The sequence below is a fragment of the Streptomyces sp. NBC_01481 genome (assembly GCF_026339995.1).
Classification (GTDB): domain Bacteria; phylum Actinomycetota; class Actinomycetes; order Streptomycetales; family Streptomycetaceae; genus Streptomyces.
The window spans coordinates 810530-828812 of record NZ_JAPEPT010000003.1 but is presented as its reverse complement, the minus strand read 5'-3'; the positions used below and the strand labels follow the sequence as shown (position 1 = coordinate 828812).

15 protein-coding genes and 1 riboswitch are annotated in these 18283 nt (G+C 69.6%); of the genes, 2 read left to right on the top strand and 13 right to left on the bottom strand.

The genetic code is table 11. From position 1 onward, the window contains the following. Nucleotides 1–94 precede the first annotated feature (94 nt). Nucleotides 95–973 carry a carbohydrate kinase family protein gene (locus OOK40_RS20270; protein WP_266484480.1) on the top strand — a complete coding sequence of 293 codons (879 nt, stop codon included), beginning with the start codon at nucleotides 95–97 and terminating at the stop codon, nucleotides 971–973. A gap of 49 nt (nucleotides 974–1022) precedes the next feature. Here OOK40_RS20270 and OOK40_RS20265 read toward each other — a convergent pair whose 3' ends face one another. The 3 genes from OOK40_RS20265 to OOK40_RS20255 all read right to left on the bottom strand — a co-directional run bounded on the left by OOK40_RS20265 (nucleotide 1023) and on the right by OOK40_RS20255 (nucleotide 5631). Continuing rightward, nucleotides 1023–1814: an SGNH/GDSL hydrolase family protein gene (locus tag OOK40_RS20265; RefSeq protein ID WP_266483602.1), complete on the bottom strand. Its 792-nt coding sequence runs from the start codon at nucleotides 1812–1814 to the stop codon at nucleotides 1023–1025. Nucleotides 1815–1997: 183 nt separating this feature from the next. Continuing rightward, nucleotides 1998–2963, bottom strand: coding sequence for a LysM peptidoglycan-binding domain-containing M23 family metallopeptidase (locus OOK40_RS20260; RefSeq protein ID WP_266483599.1), 966 nt, complete (start codon nucleotides 2961–2963; stop codon nucleotides 1998–2000). 4 nt (nucleotides 2964–2967) lie between these two features. Next, a riboswitch (cyclic di-AMP (ydaO/yuaA leader) is annotated at nucleotides 2968–3123 on the bottom strand. Nucleotides 3124–3525: 402 nt separating this feature from the next. Then, a complete protein-coding gene (locus OOK40_RS20255) occupies nucleotides 3526–5631 on the bottom strand; it encodes an alpha-galactosidase (RefSeq protein ID WP_266483596.1) in 2106 nt (701 codons plus the stop codon). A gap of 181 nt (nucleotides 5632–5812) precedes the next feature. Between OOK40_RS20255 and OOK40_RS20250 the strand changes: the two genes are divergently transcribed. Next, nucleotides 5813–6625 carry a tyrosine-protein phosphatase gene (locus OOK40_RS20250; RefSeq protein WP_266483593.1) on the top strand — a complete coding sequence of 271 codons (813 nt, stop codon included), beginning with the start codon at nucleotides 5813–5815 and terminating at the stop codon, nucleotides 6623–6625. An 18-nt stretch (nucleotides 6626–6643) separates the two neighbouring features. On the opposite strand, the gene OOK40_RS20245 is transcribed toward OOK40_RS20250, so the two are convergent. From OOK40_RS20245 to hpnE, 10 genes are all read right to left on the bottom strand, one after another. Beyond that, the gene (locus OOK40_RS20245; RefSeq protein ID WP_266483590.1) at nucleotides 6644–6799 is read right to left on the bottom strand and encodes a DUF6126 family protein; all 156 of its coding nucleotides are present in this window, start codon (nucleotides 6797–6799) and stop codon (nucleotides 6644–6646) included. Further along, nucleotides 6792–7379: a helix-turn-helix domain-containing protein gene (locus OOK40_RS20240; RefSeq protein ID WP_266483587.1), complete on the bottom strand. Its 588-nt coding sequence runs from the start codon at nucleotides 7377–7379 to the stop codon at nucleotides 6792–6794. Before OOK40_RS20240 ends, OOK40_RS20245 begins: the two co-directional genes overlap by 8 nt. A 60-nt stretch (nucleotides 7380–7439) precedes the next feature. Beyond that, nucleotides 7440–8825: an aspartate aminotransferase family protein gene (locus OOK40_RS20235; RefSeq protein WP_266483584.1), complete on the bottom strand. Its 1386-nt coding sequence runs from the start codon at nucleotides 8823–8825 to the stop codon at nucleotides 7440–7442. After that, nucleotides 8822–10702, bottom strand: a complete 1881-nt coding sequence (dxs, locus tag OOK40_RS20230; protein ID WP_266483580.1) for a 1-deoxy-D-xylulose-5-phosphate synthase — start codon at nucleotides 10700–10702, stop codon at nucleotides 8822–8824. The genes OOK40_RS20235 and dxs overlap by 4 nt, the downstream gene beginning before the upstream one ends. Nucleotides 10703–10727: 25 nt before the next feature. Further along, complete coding sequence (ispG, locus tag OOK40_RS20225; RefSeq protein ID WP_266483577.1) at nucleotides 10728–11894, bottom strand: flavodoxin-dependent (E)-4-hydroxy-3-methylbut-2-enyl-diphosphate synthase; 1167 nt, start codon at nucleotides 11892–11894, stop codon at nucleotides 10728–10730. Nucleotides 11895–11898: 4 nt separating this feature from the next. Then, on the bottom strand, nucleotides 11899–12921 hold the full coding sequence (gene hpnH / locus OOK40_RS20220) for an adenosyl-hopene transferase HpnH (RefSeq protein ID WP_266483575.1): 1023 nt from the start codon (nucleotides 12919–12921) through the stop codon (nucleotides 11899–11901). Nucleotides 12922–12926: 5 nt separating this feature from the next. After that, the gene (locus OOK40_RS20215) at nucleotides 12927–13580 is read right to left on the bottom strand and encodes a 1-hydroxy-2-methyl-2-butenyl 4-diphosphate reductase (RefSeq protein WP_266483572.1); all 654 of its coding nucleotides are present in this window, start codon (nucleotides 13578–13580) and stop codon (nucleotides 12927–12929) included. Further along, nucleotides 13580–15592, bottom strand: coding sequence for a squalene--hopene cyclase (gene shc / locus OOK40_RS20210; protein WP_266483570.1), 2013 nt, complete (start codon nucleotides 15590–15592; stop codon nucleotides 13580–13582). The genes OOK40_RS20215 and shc overlap by 1 nt, the downstream gene beginning before the upstream one ends. Nucleotides 15593–15735: 143 nt before the next feature. Continuing rightward, a complete protein-coding gene (locus OOK40_RS20205; protein WP_266484478.1) occupies nucleotides 15736–16812 on the bottom strand; it encodes a polyprenyl synthetase family protein in 1077 nt (358 codons plus the stop codon). A gap of 38 nt (nucleotides 16813–16850) precedes the next feature. Further along, nucleotides 16851–18221: a hydroxysqualene dehydroxylase HpnE gene (hpnE, locus tag OOK40_RS20200; RefSeq protein WP_266484475.1), complete on the bottom strand. Its 1371-nt coding sequence runs from the start codon at nucleotides 18219–18221 to the stop codon at nucleotides 16851–16853. Nucleotides 18222–18283 lie beyond the last annotated feature (62 nt).

The window sequence follows — 18283 nt, the reverse complement described above, 5'->3', positions numbered from 1 at the left end:
CGCCGAACCGGCTGGGCAGTCATACTGGGCGACTGTGTCTCACCCCTCGCAGCATCAGCAGACCGATCAACTCCCCTACAACACACAGGATGTGCTGGTCGTCGGCGGCAGCGGCGTCGACACGGTCGTCCGCGTCGACTCCCTGCCGGTTCCGCTCGCCGACTCCGTCGGCGTCGGCCCGATCCGCGAATGGCCCGGCCACACCGGCGGCAATGTGGCACTCGGCTGCCGGGCACTGGGACTGAAGGTCACGCTCCTCGACTACATCGGCGACGACTGGCCCGGACGCCAGGTCCAGGACCGGATCGCCGCAGGCGGGGTGGACTTCGAGCCACTCATCTCCCCCGCCGGTACCCGGCGCGCGGTCAATCTCGTCGATCCCTCGGGCCGCCGGATGTCGTTCTACGACGCCCGCGATCCTGAGGAGTTGCGCATGCCGCGCGAGGTCTACCTCCCCCATCTGAGCCGGGCCCGCCATGTCCATCTCTCGATCGTGAACTTCGCGCGGTTCCTGTACGACGACATCGAGAAGCTGGGCGTCCCGGTCTCCACCGATCTGCACGACTGGGACGGACTGGCCGACCACCACCGGGAGTTCGCGCTCCGCTCGGACCTGGTCTTCCTCAGTGCGGCGGGCGCGGGCGAGCGGATCGCGTCGGTGATGCGGGAGATCCTGCGCGACGGACGGGCCGAGGCCGTGATCGCGACGGCCGGTGCGGGAGGCTCGTATCTCCTGACCCGCGACGGCAGCAGCACCCCGCGGCCGGTCCCCGCGGTGGCGCCTCGCGCCCGGGTGGTGGACTCCAACGGCGCGGGCGACGCGTATGTCTGCGGCTTTCTCTACGGGCGGCTGGCCGGCCGTGATCTGGAGCAGAGCGCCCGGCTCGGCGCGCTGGCGGGCGCGCACGCCTGTACGGGCGAGGGCAGTACGGCGCTGATCGGCGCGGCGGAACTCCTGGCGGCACAGACCTGACAGCCGGCCGCGGGGCCACCGGACCGACCCCGTGTTCACCCCGCCGCTGTCACAGGGGCAGCAGATTCGGCCGCTTGGCCTCCACGTGGTCGCCGGAGCTCTCGCCGCGCAGCCGGCGGCCGATCCACGGCACGAGATGCTCCCGCGCCCACTGGATGTCGTCGCGGCGCACATCGAGCGTGCCACGGGGCGGCAGCGGCGGCCACGGCTGGTCGGGCTCGGCGGGCACCTCGATGCCGAGGACCTGGGCGGCGCGCAGCGCGACCCGGGTGTGCCCCTCGGGCGACAGATGGAGCCGGTCGGCGTCCCAGGCGCGCCGGTCCTGGACGGACCTGAGCGACCACAGATCGAGTACGGGACAGTCGTAGCGGTCGGCGATGGCCCGTACATGTGCGGTGTACATGGCGATCTTGCCGCGGAGATGGCGCAGCACCGGCACCCCGCGGGTGTCGAAGCCGGTGGTCACCATGACCGTCCCGACGGCGCCGGTGAGGTCGGCGACCGCGCGCTCGAAGCGCTCGGCCACGTCGTCCGGGTCGGTGCCGGGCCGGATGATGTCATTGCCGCCCGCGCAGAACGTCACCAGATCCGGGGCCAGTTCCATGGCCCTTGGCACCTGTTCCTCGACGATCTGGTCGAGGAGGCGCCCACGCACGGCGAGGTTGGCGTACCTGAAGGTGTGCTCCGGCATCCGGTCGTCGAGCAGGACCGCGAACCGGTCCGCCCAGCCGACGTACATCCCGTCGGGGCCCGGGTCGCCGACGCCTTCGGTGAAGCTGTCACCGATCGCCGCGTACGACCCGAATCCGCCGCTGATCTCTGTTCTCGAATCGTCTGCCACAAGTACTGATCCTCCCCTTACGTATGTGACCTACGCGACCGTAAGGAGGGGTTGACGAGGGGTGATCTTTGCCACCGCTCAAGATTTGTCCACGGCGGAATACGCCGCATCCCCCCGCGCCGCGGGCTGCGGCACGAGGGGACGAGAGCGTGATCGCCGCGCCGGACGGGCGTCGGACGGGCGTCAGACGGTGACGCCGTGCTGGCGCAGGTAGGCCAGCGGGTCGATGTCCGAGCCGTAGCTCGGGCCGGTGCGGATCTCGAAGTGCAGGTGCGGTCCTGTGGAGTTGCCGGTGGAGCCGGAGAGGCCGATCTGCTGGCCGCCGCTCACGCTCTGGCCGGCGGAGACGGCCAGGGAGGAGAGGTGGGCGTACTGCGAGTAGCTGCCGTCGCTGTGCTGGATGACGACCTCGTTGCCGTACGCGCCGCCCCACCCGGCGGAGACGACGGTGCCCGGGCCGACGGCCTTGACCGTGGTGCCGGTGGAGGCCGCGAAGTCCACACCGGTGTGGTAGCCGCTGGACCACATGGAGCCCGAGAGGTGGTACGGCGTGATGACGGTCGCGCCGTCGAGGGGGGTCGTGAACCCGGAGCTGCTGGTCTGCGGGGCGCTCTTCGCCGCGCCGGAGTCCGTGGAGGCCTTGGAGACGGCCTTGGACACGGTCTTGGTGGCGGCCTTGGTGGCAGCCTTGGACGCGGTCTTGGTGGCGGTCCGGTCCTGGCTCTTCTCGCGGTGCTGCGACTTCTCGGGAGCCTTCGCCTGCGACTTGGCGCCGAGGGTGAGCTTGAGGCCCGGGTGGATCAGCGAGGGGTTGTCACCGACCCGCTCGCGGTTGTCCTCGTACAGCTTCTTCCAGCCACCGCGGACATTGTGCTCGTCCGCGATCTTGGAGAGATAGTCGCCGGCGACGACGGAGTACGTCGTGGGTGCGGCGGCCGGCTTGTGCGGGGCCTTGTACGCGGCCGGTGCCGCGGCGGCGGTCACCGCCGTGTGCGACGAGGTCGCGACGGGGGCGGTCTTGCCCGCGGCGTGGGCCCCGGTGGCACCCATGAGCGGGATCGCGATGGCGGCGCCACTTGTGCCCGCTGCGACGAAACCGCGGGTGATCGGGCTGGTCTTGGGACGGCGGTGCTTACCCTTTGCGGGCATGGCGCTTTCCTCTCCGGCGCCGGCGAGGTGAGCTGTCGGGTTCGGGCTGGAGATGCCCGGCCGCGCGGTTGCGCTGCTTAACCCCGAGCCGTTCCGGAAGTGCGGAATCGGCGTACTACCTGGGTCCCCCGCTCCTGCCACACGTGGGTGGGTTCGAATTCCGGGCGGCGGCAGGATTTGGCGGTCCGTCCGGATTGCCGTGAACGTAAGCGAGCCGAGCCGATCGGAACAAGCCACCGCAATTACGGATCACGAGTCGGCGTGATATCGCCGGAGAATTCCCGTTACGCTCCGTCAATCAATGATCTTCCCTGTCCCGCCAGGCAACGGATTTCGTATCCGTCACGCCACCACACACCGTCACAAATATGATCCTGCTCACGACGCATGCCCCATCTCCATTGCAGACGGGGCAGGTTATATCGAACCGTCCAATTCGGACAGAAGCACCATTTGATGACTATCGACCGATCGGGCTCACTTTTCCCTCGGATCTGCCATTACCGAGAAATTCCACGGCGGCCGATTGTCCCTTTTCGTGCGTATTCTCCGGACCTGTCAGTCACGGTTGCCTCTGCCCGAGCCGCCGCAGCCGGATCACCGTGGCGTCCAGATCACCCCTGAGTCCCGTGTACAGCCCGTGGTGCAGCAGTACCGACCCACGGTGCAGGGCGCCCGTGTCCGGGCACTCGTAGACCGCCGCAGGATCGAGACCGCGCAGTCTGAGCCGCGGCGGCTGTTCGCCGTAGTGCTGCGCCTGCAGCCAGGCGAGGACGACGGTCTCCTCGCCGCGTACGTACTGAACGGCGCCGAGCCCGCCCTCGGGCGCGCGCAGCCGGTACAGCTCGCCGTGCTGCACCAGCGGCCTGATCTTCTTGTAGAGCTCCACCCAGCCGCGCGCCTCGGCGAGCTCCTCGTCGGTCCACTCGGTGAGGTCGCCGCCGATTCCGAGCACCCCGGCCATCGCGCTGACGAAGCGGAAGCGCAGCGTACTGACCCGGCCGTTGAGCTGGACATTGGGGCTGTCGGTGACCCAGGCGGCCATGACCCGAGCCGGGTGCAGCTGGGTGAAACCCCACTGGATGGCGAGCCGGTCCAGCGGGTCGGTGTTGTCCGAGGTCCACACCTGGTCGGTACGCGCGAGGATGCCGAGATCGATCCGGCCGCCGCCGCCCGAGCAGGACTCGAAGGCGACGGAGGGATGCGCCGCCCGCAGCCGGTCCAGCAGTGCGTACAACGCGTGGACATGCTCGACCCACAGCTTCTGCGGGTACTCCTCACCGGGCCAGCCCACGTCCGTGAAACAGCGGTTGAAATCCCATTTCACATAGTCGATGGGGGCATTGGTCAGCAGGGTGTCCAATTGCTCCCACAGGTAGTCCTGCACGTCCCGGCGGGCGAGATTCAGTACCAGCTGATGGCGGAATTCGGTCCTGGCGCGGCCCGGATGGTGCTGCACCCAGTCGGGGTGCGCCCGGTAGAGATCACTGTCGGCGTTGACCATTTCCGGCTCGACCCAGATCCCGAACTCCATGCCCAGCGCGTGCACTTCGCCCGCGAGCGGCCCCAGGCCCTTCGGGAAGCGCTCGGCGTTGGGGGTCCAGTCGCCAAGGCCGGCACGGTCGCTGGTGCGCCGCCCGAACCAGGCGTCGTCGACGACGAACAGCTCGACACCCATGGCCGCAGCCCGATGCGCGAGCGCCCGCTGCTGCTCCTCGGAGATGTCGAAGCCGGTGGCCTCCCAGGAGTTGTAGAGGACCGGCCGTTCGGTCGCGGCGTCCGGAATGACGTGCGCCAGCTGCCAGGCGTGCCAGGCCCGGCTGGCTCCGCCGAAGCCGCCGTCGCTCCACAGCCCGGCGAAGACGGGCGAGGTGTAGGACTGCCCGGGCGCGAGCCGCACGAGCCCTGCGTTGTCGTAGCCCGCCCCGCCGGTGATCTGCACCAGGCCGTCGGGCAGTTGCTGTACGCAGATCCGCCACGATCCGGACCAGCCGAGCGCCACTCCGTACACCTCGCCGCGCTCCTCGGTGGTCCCCTCGGCGTCCAGCGCCACCCACGGCAGATGCTGATGCCCGGTGTGGCCGCGGCGGCTGCCGATCACCTTCTCCCCGTATGTCAGTTCCGACCGTACGAGCAGGGATTCGGCGGCCCACCGGCCGTGCAGCTGGCTGAGCCGCCAGCAGTCGCGCTGCGGCAGCGTCCAGGCGGCCGCATCGGCCCTCAGCAGCTCCAGATCGGGTCCCTCGCCCTCATGGGCAACGGTGACCCAGCGCTCGATCACATCGGCGTCGTCACGCATCCGGTGGTGCAGGGTGAGACCGAGTCCGTGCACGACGTCCGTGAAGCGCAGGCGCAGCTCGTCGTCGTCCACCGCGGCCCGGGCGAAGGTCCACTCGGTGCCGCGCACCTCGGCCGTACGGACGGACAGCGCCGGGCGTACGAAACGGGGGCCGCCCTCGACCGGATACTCCTCGTGCCCGTCGAGCCGGGACTCGAACGGCCAGTACGGCGGCAGGCCCTGTGCCGCGAGTGCCTCGGCGTCGGAGCCCGTGATCCGTGGCCCCCAGTGCAGATGCAGCAGCTCGTCGTCGTCCGTGAGGTGGAGTGCGTAACTGCTCGTCGGTCCGGAGAGGACCCACGTACGTCCGTCGCCAACGCTCTCGATCATCCCGGCCCCTCAGATACTCACAGGTCCGCACAGGCTCGAACATCATCCGATGGGAGTCGCCGCCCGTGCAACGCCCTTGAGGCGACAGATCGAAATGATTGCCCGCTAAAGCGATGTCGTATCGTCGGGAAAGCGCCATCGTCGGCGAGGAGCGCCGACGGCAGTCACCTCAGGAGCCCACGTGACGCAGCAACTGCCGCAGGCCCCCTCGACAGAGCCCGAGCTGACCGGAGTGCGCAATTTCCGTGATGTGGGCGGCCTGCCGACCGTGGACGGCAGGCGGGTGCTGCACGGCCGGCTCTTCCGCAGCGGTCATCTGGCCCATGCCACCGAGTCGGACGCCTCGTTCCTGGCCACGCTCGGTCTGCACACGATCTTCGACTTCCGCAATGCGGCCGACATGCGTCTTGAGGGCCCGGACGTCGAGCTGGCCGGCGTGCGCAATGTGAATCTGCCACTCACCGACCCGGCCGACGGCGCGGAGTTCTGGAAGATGGTCCGGGACGGCGATCTCGACCAGCTGCGCTCGATCCTCGCGGACGGGAAGGCGGCCGGCCGGATGTCGGCGTCGTACCGGAGGATCATCAAGGAGCGCACCGCCGAGCACAGCAGGGTCCTGCACGCACTGGCGGAGGACAGCGTCCCGGCGCTGATGCACTGCGCGGCGGGCAAGGACCGGGCCGGTCTGTCCATAGCGGTCTCGCTGCTCGCGGTCGGTGTCGAGCGGGACGCCATTCAGGCGGACTACCTCAAGTCCAATGACCCGCACCGCCGTTACCTGGTCCGCCGCGGCGACAACTCTCCGGCCGCGATGTCCCCCGAAGTGATGCAACTGCTCGCCCCCCTCTTCGACGCGCGCGCCGAGTATCTGAACGCGGCCTTCGAAACGATCCAGCAGACCTGGGGCGACACCGAGCGCTACCTCAGCGAAGGCTTGAACGTGAGCGCCGAGACCCGGGAACGGCTGCGCGATCGCCTCCTCGACGAGGCGTGAGCCACTGGCGGACACCTCCTAGCCCTTGTCGCCGAGCGTGAACAGCAGATACAGGAACGCGGCGAACAGATGGCCCGCCACCAGATAGGCGAAGAGCCGGATCACGAGCCCTCGGGGGAACTTCCCCTCTTCGTTGTGCTGGGACATGGCGGGCCTTTCGCGTGTCTCAGGCATGCGGATGGATGTCGGGGCTCTGCAGCAGCGTGTGTACGAACAGGAGCTCCGCCCCTTCGCGTGTGGCCGCGGCGATGCGGTGCGGGGTCTGGGAGTCGAAGTGCGCGCTGTCCCCGGGGCTCAGCTCGTGCACGGCGTCCCCGAGCGCCAGCCTGAGCCGCCCGTGGAGGACGTACAGCCACTCCTCGCCCGGGTGCACCCGCACCAGATCGCCCTGGGATCCGTACGGCACGACCAGCCGCAGGGCCTGCATGGCCCGGCCGGGGCCCCCGGCCCGGTGGTAGGTCCAGCCGAAGGCCGACGAGGGCTCCTTGCGCCCGGCGCGGATGATCGGCTCGCGCTCGGGCGCCGACTCACCGAGGAGCTCGGCGACCGTCGTACCGTAGATGCGGGCGAGGCCCAGCAGCATCGGCAGCGAGGGCTGGCGGCGGCCCGTCTCGAGCCGGGACAGATGGGCGGGGGAAAGCCCCGCGCGCTCGGCGGCGGCCTCCAGGGTGAGATCGCGGCGGCGGCGCAGATCGCGCAGCCTCGGTGCGACATCGGGCAGCCCGTCAGCCGCCACTGCGGCAGGATTGGTCATACGTCCATTGCGCCAGGAGGCTGCCTCTGAGGCAAATTCCTTGCCCCAGAGGCAAAAGGACTAGCGATTCGCGACGGCCTGCTTGACCAGGGTCTTGCCGAAGTCCCACATCAGTCCGCCACCGCCGTGGGCATCGTCCATCACGGCCGTGAACGCCTCCACGAACCGGTCCACCTCCCGCTCGCCGATGGTCAGCGGCGGAATCAGCTTGATCACTTCCAGATGGTCGCCGGAGACCTGGGTCAGGATCCGGTGCTTCTGCAGCAGCGGCACCACGACCATCTGCGCGAACAGGCCCTTGCGGGCTGCCTGCAGCATGGTCCAGCGGCTGCGTAGCTTGATCGAGTCCGGCCGGCCGAACTCGATGCCGATCATCAGGCCGCGACCGCGCACCTCGTGCAGCAGCTCATAGCGGTCGACGAGCGCGGCAAGGCGGGAGCGCAGCAGCTCGCCGGTCACCCTGGCGTTGGCGACGATCTGCTCGTCCTCGATCACCGAGAGCACTGCGAGCCCGGCGGCCATCGCCTGGGCGTTGGATCCGAAGCTCGCCGAGTGCACAAGGACCCGGTCCATCGAGGAGTACACCTTCTTGAAGATCCAGTCCTTGCCGAGCGTGGCCCCGACCGGTACGTATCCGCCCGAGAGCGCCTTCGCGACACAGACCAGATCCGGCTCGACCCCTTCCTCGTGCTGGTAGGCGTAGAAGTCGCCGGTCCTGCCGAGGCCGGTCTGCACCTCGTCGGCGATCAGCAGGGCCTTGTGCTTGTGCAGCAGTTCCTGGGCCGCGTACAGGAATCCGGGCGGGGTCGCGTGCACCCCCTTGCCCTGGACGGGCTCCACCACGAAGCCCGCCACATCGCCGCGCTTCAACTCCCGCTCCAGCGCGGACAGATCGCCCATCGCGATCGCGGTGTCGGGCAGCAGCGGCGCGAATCCGTCCCGGAAGCCCGCCTCGCCGTTGACCGACAGGGACCCGGTGGTGAGCCCGTGGAAGGCGTGGGAGCAGTAGATGACCCTCGGCTTCCCGGTCGCGTACCGGGCGAACTTGAGGGCGGTCTCCACCGCTTCCGTACCGCTGTTGCCGAAGAACACCCGGTCCAGGTGCGGGCTGTGCGCCAGCAGCTTCTCGGCCAGCAGTCCCGGCAGCGGCTGGCAGTCGAAGCGGGTGAGGTCGGCGAGCGAGGCGTCCAGGACGTCGTGCAGCGCCTTGCGTACGACGGGGTGATGCCGGCCGAGCCCCATCACCCCAAAGCCCGCGAGCATGTCGAGGTAGTCGTTGCCCTCTGAGTCCCAGAAGTACGCGCCCTCGGCCCGCTCGTAGACCTTGTCGAAGCCGATGGTGTGCAGCATGCGCGGCAGCTGGTGGTTGAGATGTCTGGCGTGCAGCTCGTAGCGCTCGCCTCCGCGCTCGGCGAGCAGCTGGGCCAGGTCGAACTCCTTGCTCATTGACCGTTCTCCTTGACTGCCATGGCAGCGCTGATCCGTCCCGCGATCTCCACCGGCGTGAGCCCTATGTCGGCGAGCACCTCGCCGCGCTTGGCGTGCGCGAGGAACTGCTCGGGGATGCCGAAGGTACGCAGCGGCACATCGACGTCCGCGTCCCGCAGTGCCTGCCCGACGGCCGAACCGACGCCGCCGTTGCGGCTGTTGTCCTCGACCACGGCCACCAGCCGGTGCTGGGCGGCGAGCGGCGCGAGCTGTTCGTCGACGGGCTTGACCCAGCGCGGGTCCACGACGGTGCACGCGATGCCGCGCCCCCGGAGCAGTTCCACGGCCTGCAGACAGACGGGGGCCAGGGCTCCTACGGACACGACAAGCACCTCGGGCTCGATGTCCCGGTGCAGTACGTCCATCCCGCCGATCCGGCCGATCGCCTCGACCGGTTCGCCCACGGACTCCTTCGGGAAGCGCAGCACGGTGGGCGCGTCACTGACGTCGACGGCCTCGCGCAACTCCTGGCGCAGCCGGTCGGCGTCGCGCGGCGCGGCGATCCGCAGTCCGGGAACGACCTGGAGGATCGACATGTCCCACATGCCGTTGTGGGAGGGCCCGTCGACGCCGGTGACGCCCGCGCGGTCGAGCACGAAGGTCACTCCGCACTTGTGCAGGGCCACGTCCATCAGCAGCTGGTCGAACGCCCGGTTGAGGAAGGTGGCGTACACGGCGACGACCGGGTGCAGGCCTCCGGTGGCGAGCCCGGCCGCGGAGACGGCGGCGTGCTGCTCGGCGATCCCGACGTCCCATACCCGCTCGGGGAAGCGCTCGGCGAACTTCGTCAGACCGACGGGGTGCAGCATCGCGGCCGTTATCGCCACGACGTCCGGCCGCTGCGACCCGATCTCGGCGATCTCGTCCCCGAACACCGACGTCCAGGAAGGGCCGTTGGACGGTGCGAGCGGCTCACAGGTCAGCGGGTCCATGATGCCGACGGTGTGGAAGCGGTCGGCCTCGTCCTCCACCGCGGGCTGGTAGCCGCGGCCCTTCTCGGTCAGACAGTGCACCAGGACGGGCCCGTGGAATCGTTTCGCCCGGCGCAGCGCCGACTCGACGGCCGCGATGTCGTGCCCGTCGATCGGGCCGACGTACTTCAGGCCCAGATCCTCGAACATCCCCTGCGGCGCGAAGGCGTCCTTGAAGCCCTTCTTCGCGCCGTGCAGCGATTCATACAGCGGCTTGCCGACGACGGGCGTGTGCTGGAGAACGTCCTTGCCCCAGGCCAGGACCCGCTCGTAGCCGTCGGTGGTACGCAGTGTGGCGAGGTGGTTGGCGAGGCCGCCGATCGTCGGCGCGTAGGAGCGTTCGTTGTCGTTGACGACGATGATCAGCGGCCGGTCCTTGGCCGCGGCGATGTTGTTGAGAGCCTCCCAGGCCATGCCGCCGGTGAGCGCGCCGTCCCCGATGACCGCGACGACATGGCCGCTGCTGCCGAGCACCTGATGGGCCTTGGCAAGGCCGTCGGCCCAGCCGAGCACGGTGGAGGCGTGGGAGTTCTCGATGACGTCGTGCTCGGACTCCTCGCGCGAGGGATAGCCGGAGAGCCCGCCCTTGCCGCGCAGCTTGGAGAAGTCCTGCCGGCCGGTGAGCAGTTTGTGTACGTAGCTCTGGTGCCCGGTGTCCCACAGGATGCGGTCGACGGGCGAGTCGAAGACCCGGTGGAGGGCGACGGTCAGCTCCACGACGCCGAGGTTCGGTCCCAGGTGGCCGCCCGTTCTCGCCACCGCCTGTACCAGGAACTCTCTGATCTCCTCGGAGAGTTCTTCGAGTTCCGCATCGGTCAGCGCCTTCAGATCGCGCGGCCCCCGGATGTTCTCAAGAATCGTCACGGTCGGACCCCCTTCACTTGCTGGTTCAGCTCACGGTGACGGCGGGCGGACCCGAGGCCGTCCCCGCGTCCTCCATGGATTCGGCGATCTTCATCGCCTCTTCGATGAGGGTCTCGACGATCTTCGACTCGGGCACGGTCTTGATGACCTCGCCCTTCACGAAGATCTGACCCTTCCCATTGCCCGACGCCACGCCGAGGTCCGCTTCCCTCGCCTCGCCGGGACCGTTGACGACACACCCCATGACGGCGACGCGCAGCGGCACCTCCATGCCCTCAAGGCCTGCCGTGACCTGGTCGGCGAGCTTGTACACATCGACCTGGGCCCGTCCGCAGGACGGGCAGGAGACGATCTCCAGGCGGCGTTGGCGCAGATTGAGCGACTCCAGGATCTGGATGCCGACCTTGACCTCTTCGGCGGGCGGTGCGGAGAGCGAGACCCGGATGGTGTCCCCGATTCCCTCGCTGAGCAGCGCCCCGAAGGCGACGGCCGACTTGATCGTCCCCTGGAACGTGGGCCCCGCCTCCGTCACCCCCAGGTGCAGCGGATAGTCGCAGGCCGCAGCGAGCTGCCGGTAGGCGTTGACCATGACGACCGGGTCGTTGTGCTTGACCGAGATCTTGATGTCGCGGAAACCGTGCTCCTCGAAGAGGGACGCCTCCCACAGCGCCGACTCGACCAGCGCCTCCGGCGTCGCCTTGCCGTATTTGGCGAGCAGCCGCCGGTCCAGCGAGCCGGCGTTCACCCCGATCCGGATCGGAATCCCCGCATCCGACGCCGCTCGGGCGATCTCCTTGACTTTGTCGTCGAACTGCTTGATGTTGCCGGGGTTCACGCGGACCGCCGCACACCCGGCGTCGATCGCCGCGAAGACGTACTTCGGCTGGAAGTGGATGTCCGCGATCACCGGGATCTGCGATTTGCGGGCGATGGTGGCGAGCGCGTCCGCGTCGTCCTGGGTGGGACAGGCGACCCGTACGATCTGGCAGCCCGACGCGGTCAGCTCGGCGATCTGCTGCAGCGTCGCCCCGATGTCCGAGGTGCGCGTGGTCGTCATCGACTGCACCGATACGGGCGCGTCCCCGCCGACGGCGACCGGCCCGACGTGGATGCGCCGCGAGGTGCGGCGCATCGCGATCGGCCGGGCCGGCAGCTCCGGGAGCCCCAGCGCTACTGGCTCTCCTTGGGACATGACGTCACCCGCGGTTTCCCGAGACGGTGTCGCGTGCCGCCCGCAGAGACTCCTTGAGGGAGCCCATGGTGGCGAGGACGGCGGTGGGCTCGTAACCGCAGTGCGCCATGCAGTTGGCGCAGCGCGGGTCCTTGCCGCGGCCGTACTTGCTCCAGTCGGTCTCCTCGATGAGCTCCCGGTAGGTGGGGACATAACCGTCGGCCATCAGATAGCAGGGGCGCTGCCAGCCGAAGAGCGAGTAGTTGGGGATCGCCCACGCCGTGCAGGGGAAGTCCGCCTTGCCCTCCAGGAAGTCGAGGAAGAGCGGCGAGTGGTTGAGCCGCCAGCGCCGCCGGTTGCCGCCGGCGAAGGACTTCTTGAACAGCTCGCGGGTCTGCTCGACGCCGAGGAAGTGCTCCTGGTCGGGCGCCTTCTCATACGCGTACGCGGGCGAGATCATCATCTCGTCCACCTTCAGGTCGTCATTGAGGTAATTGAGCACCTCGATGACGGTCTGCGGGGTGTCGGTGTTGAAGAAGGTCGAATTGGTGGTGACCCGGAAACCGCGCTTCTTGGCCTCCTTGATCGCCTCCACCGCCTCGTCGAAGACGCCTTCCTTGGCGACCGATTCGTCGTGCCGCTCACGCAGCCCGTCGATGTGCACGGCAAAGGCGAAGTACCGGGAAGGGGTGAAGTTCTCGATCTTCTTCCGCAGCAGCATCGCATTGGTACAGAGGAAGACGTACTTCTTCCTCGCCACCAACTGGCGCACGATCTCATCGATCTGAGGGTGCATCAGTGGCTCGCCGCCCGCGATGGAGACCATCGGCGCCCCGGATTCCAGGACCGCACCCACCGCCTGCGCGACCGGCATGCGCTGCTTCAGAACCCCTGCCGGATGCTGGATCTTCCCGCACCCCTCGCACTTCAGATTGCAGGCGAAAAGCGGTTCCAGCTCGACGATGAGCGGGAACTTCTCACGCTTGCGGAGCTTCTGTTCAAAGAGGTACGTCCCGACCCTGATGGTCTGACGGAGCGGCATGGCCATCTAGCTCACCTCCTGGGGAGCAGCAAAGAACGGTGCCATTCGAAAAAAGCAGGAAGGACGGCACGAAGAACACGGAAGGCTGATATTCCACCGCGCACCGTGCCAATACGGACCAGCTCATGCTCAGGAGCGTCCACGACCACCCGGACGGCCGCAACCGGGCGGGGCCCGGCGCTCAGAGCGGTGCGGAGTGTGGCCGCGGACTCCATGTCCACGGCGATCGCCCCGCCGGCGCGCAGCTCGGCCCGTTCGTGTCCGCGGATCACATGGTCCGAGCCGGTCAGCGGGCCGGTGTGCACCCTGCGTCCGGGAACCGCCCGGGCCACCGCCTTGACCAGCAGTTCCGTATCCGTACAGACCGTGGAGCCGTCGGCGTGACGGGTCTCGTCGGCGACCACCAGATCCCCGGGGTGCATCCCCGGGGCGAGCCCGGCGCAGAAGCCCGAGGCGACGACCGCCGCGTCCCGCAGTGGCTCTTCGCCCAGCGCCTCCCGCACGGCACGCTCCGCGCTCTGCGGGCCCATGCCGCTGCGGAGCACGGTCACCGGACCGATTGCACCACTGCGGTCGCCGGTGCGCAGGGCGAGTTTCTCGATGCCGAGCGCACAGGCGATCAGCAGCGGCGCTGCGGAGCCGGACGGCTCCGGGGACCGGTCCATCAGCCCCCCTCTCGGTTGTCCGGGGCGCTGCCCGCACGGTCGGTGAAGGGCTCGCCGTGCACATAGCGGCCGAGCGCCGTGAGCGGGAAGACCTGCCGGTAGAGGTGGTAGTTGATCGAGAAGTCCCAGGGGAAGCCGGTGCCGGTGAAGTACGGCTCGTCCCAGGATCCGTCCGCCTGCTGGGTCTCGGCGAGCCAGGCCACGCCCCGCTCGACGGTCTTGCTGTCCCGCTCCCCCGCGGCGAGCAGCGCGAGCAGCGCCCAGGCGGTCTGGGAGGCGGTGGACTCGCCGTGGCCGATCCACTTGTGCTCGCGGTAGGAGCGCAGGTCCTCGCCCCAGCCTCCGTCGTCGTTCTGGACGGATTCGAGCCAGCGCACGGCACGCCGGATCGCGGGATGCGAGAGGGGCATCCCGGCCGCGGTGAGCGCGGGGACCACCGAGCCTGTTCCGTAGACGTAGTTGACGCCCCAGCGGCCGAACCAGGCGCCGCTGGGCTCCTGTTCGGTGAGCAGCCACTCGATTCCGCGCCGGGTACGGGGGTGGTGGGCCATGCCCTCGTGGGCCAGCATCTCGACGACATGCGCGGTGACGTCCGCCGACGGCGGGTCGATCACTTCGCCGAAGTCGCAGAACGGCAGCCGGTTGGGAAACGCGCTGGTGTTGTCGGCGTCGAAGGCGGCCCAGGCACCGTTCCTGGACTGCATGCCCATGGTCCAGCGCGCGCCCCGGCCGATCGCCGCCTCCACCCGCTTCGGATCGGGGTGCCTGACCCGCCGCAGCGCGAGGATGACCTCGGCCGTGTCGTCGATGTCCGGGTAGTTGTCGTTGTGGAACTCGAACGCCCAGCCGCCCGGGGCGAGCCGGGGCTTGCGTACGGCCCAGTCACCGGGCCGTACGATCTCCTCGGCCAGCATCCAGTCGGCGGCCTTGACGAGTGCCGGGTGGTCGGGTGCCAGTCCCGCGTCGGCCAGCGCGATGGTGGCCAGGCAGGTGTCCCATACGGGCGACTGACACGCCTCGATCATGCGTGCGCCGTCCTCGCGCCAGACGGCGAAACGGTCCAGCGACTCCAGGCCCGCCCTCATCACGGGGTGCTGAAGGTCGTAGCCGAGCAGATGCAGGGCGATGACGGAGTACACGGCGGGCGGCTGGATACCGCCCCAGCAGCCGTCGTTCTCCTGGCGCTCGATGATCCAGCGCGCGGCCGCGTTCATCGCGACCCGGCGCAGCCGACGCGGTGCGACCTTGTGATAGGCGTGCAGCACCTTGTCGGCACGCTGAAAGAGTCCGTCCCAACTCACGGCGGGAGCAAGGGGCTTGACGGGGCTAGGCGTCCGCGCGTCGGTGTGCAGCTCGTCGAGCGCGAACGGCGCGGGCCGCACCGGACGCATCGCCGAGACGACCGTGAGCGGCACTATCGTCTGCCGGGCCCAGCAGCCGAAGTCGTAGATGTTGAGCGGGAGCCACTTCGGAAAGAAGATCAACTCGGGCGGCAGCTCGGGGAGGTCGTCCCACTTCCACCAGCCGAAGAGCGCCAGCCAGATCCGGGTGAAGACCCGGCTCGCGGCGATGCCGCCCCGGTCCCTGATCCAGGCGGATGCGCGCGCCATGTGCGGATCGTCGGGCCGGTCGCCGGCCAGCCGCAGCGCGACGTACGCCTCGACGGTGGTGGAGAGCTCGCCCGGCCCGCCGTAGAAGGTGGCCCAGGCGCCGTCGTCGCGCTGCTCGCCCCGGATGAAGCGGCCCGCCGCCTCGGTGATCCGTGCGTCCTGGATACCGAGGAACTGACGCAGCAGCAGATCCTCGGCGTCCATCGTCACATTGGTCTCGAGGTCGCCCTTCCACCAGCCCTCGGCGTCCTGCCGGCCCAGCAGATGCTCGATCGATCGTTCCGCTGCCCGGGCCGCGGCCCGGGTGACATCGCCGACTTCGTGCGTGATGTCGGTTCGTTCACTGGCCGCGGCTGCCACGGGCCCCGCGGGCCCGCTGCTTCCGTCGGTCGTCGCTGTCATGGCTTCCCCTTCGTTGCAGTGGCTCTCTGCTGTGCTGGGGTCTCCGTCGGCCGGTGCCCGGTCTCCCGGGCGCCGGCCGGCGACTGCATGGGGGTCTGGGGGCTAGCCCCCAGAAGACACGCATATGCTGCAGGCGATAGCGATCATCTCTTTCGTACGACGACGAAGTCCGCGAGCGCGACGAGCTGCTCCCGGACCTGCTCCGGCATGTCGACACCGCTCAGGGCCTCGATCGCGATCGCGTGCTGCCTGCGGGCCTCGTCCGAGGTCCACTCGCGGCCGCCCGCCTCCTCGATCAGGGCCGCCCTGGTGGCGAATTCCTCCTCGGAGAAGGTGTCGAAGTCATTGCTCTTGGCATCGGCCGCGAGCAGCTCCCCGAGGCGCTGCGACGCCGGGCCGCCGGCCGCGAGAGCGGCGACGACCGGCAGGGACTTCTTGCGCTGACGCAGATCGCTCCAGGTCTGCTTGCCGGTGGCCTCCGGGTCGCCCCAGATGCCCAGCAGATCGTCGACGGCCTGGAAGGCGAGACCGAGGTGGTAGCCGTACGCCTCCAGCGTGTCGGCCATCTTGTCGTCGGCCCCGCCGAGCACCGCGCCGATGGAACAGGCGCAGGCCAGCAGCGCGCCGGTCTTGTTGCCCTCCATCTCCAGGCACTCCTCGACGGTGACCCGCTCGCGGTGCTCGTAGGAGATGTCCTGGGCCTGGCCGTCGATCAGCTTGCGGGTGGCGGTGGTCAGCCGACGGGTGGCACGGCCCGCCTCGACGGTGCCGAGCTCCAGCAGCACCTCGCCCGCGAGCGCGAACAGCGCGTCGCCGACGAGGATCGCCTGGGCCGGTCCGTGCACCTTCCACACCGTGTCGCGGTGGCGGCGCTGCTCGTCGCCGTCCATCAGGTCGTCGTGCAGCAGCGAGAAGTTGTGCACCAGCTCCACGGCGACAGCACCGGGGATGCCGACCTCGGGTGCGGCACCGGCGGCCTCGGCGGACAGCAGCGCGAGCGCCGGGCGTACGGCCTTGCCGCCGTCACCGTCGGCGGGCCGCCCCTGCGCGTCGATCCAGCCGAAGTGGTAGGAGGCGACGGTGTCCATGGGCGGCGCGAGCCGGTTGACGGCCGCACGCAGCACCGGGGTGGACATGGTCCGCCCGCGCTCCAGCAGCGCAATGATGTCCAGGCTCTCTCCTCCGGCTGCGGTGTCATCAGCCGGGTTCGCCGAGGGCACAGTCGGCACGGTCTCTCCTCTTGTTCCAGTACTGATGCTCACGCCGCCTCCTTGAGCGGATGTTCATGGTGACGGCCGAGAGCGGAGAGTGCGGCGCCGGCGGCGCTGAAGCCGCTGCGTACGGCACCCTCCATGGTCGCGGGCCAGCCGGTGGCGGTCCACGCGCCCGCAAGGTACAGGCCCGGCGCTCTGGTACGCGCACCGGGGCGCAGCCTGCCGACGCCCGGGCTCGGGGCGAAGGTCGCCGTACGCTCCCGGGTGACGAAGAAGTCGCGGACTTCGGCTCCGCGCGTGGCGGGCAACAGCCGCTCCAGCTCGGGCAGATACCGCTCGCGCAGTGCGGCGACGGGCGTGTCGATCTCGTCCTCGGCGGCCGACTGGGACAGGGCCAGATACTGGCCCTCGGCAAGCCCCGAGGCCTCCGTGCGGTCGAAGACCCACTGGACCGGCGTGCCGAGCGCGGCGAAGAACGGGCGGCGCAGGACCTTGCGGTCGTACAGCACATGGATGTTGAGGATCGGCGCGGTGCCGATGTCGAGCAGCCTGTCGGGGTCCTCCAGAGCCCCCTCGGGCAGCAGCGCATGGGCCTCACGCTGCGGTACGGCGAGCACGACGGTGTCGGCCTCCATCAGCTCGTCTTCCACCTCGACCTGCCAACGGCCCAGATCCGCACGGGAGATGCCGCGGACGCGGGTCGAGAGCTCGGTGCGAACCCCCGCCGAGTCGAGGGCCTTGCGGGCCAGCGTGTCGTGCAGTTCCCCGAGCGGCACGCGGGCCCAGCCGATGTCGGCGGCGCCCGGCTCGGACAGGAGTCCGGTCTTGAAGACCATCGCGGCGAGCCCCATAGAGGCGTGGGACGCGGTGGCGTTCAGGGTCGCCACGCCGACGAGGTCCCACAGGGCCTCGATGGCGCGCGCCGACTGGCCGTGGCGGCCCAGCCAGGTCGCGAAGTCGATGCCGTCCAGCGCCGGGTCGGCGGGGTCGAGCTTCTGCAGCGCGAGGGCGGCGCGCCCGACGGCGGCGCGCTCGGCGAGCGAGAGGTGCGGATAGGTGGCCAGGCCGGCGGCGAGGTGCAGCGGCACGGGCAGCGCGGTGCGGCGCAGCCTGCCGAGGCGCGGTCCGCGCCTCGGCGCCACATCCAGCACCGGTACGTCCAAACGGTCCTGGAGCGGGGCGAGATGAGCGCCGTCGATCCGGTCGAGGAACCAGCTGTACGCGGTGCAGCAGCGCAGATACACATGCTGGCCGTTGTCGACGGTCAGGTCGCCGCGCCGGAAGGAGAAGGCGAGGCCGCCCAGCCGGGTGCGGCTTTCGACGAGTGTGACGCTCATTCCCGCCTCGGCGAGTTGCAGCGCCGCGGTGATGCCGGCGAGCCCTCCGCCGACCACCACTGCGTGCCGGGACCGCATGTCGTCGTCCGTCACGCGACCTCCCCCCGGTCCCGGTCCTGGTCCGATGCAGTCAGGGACGC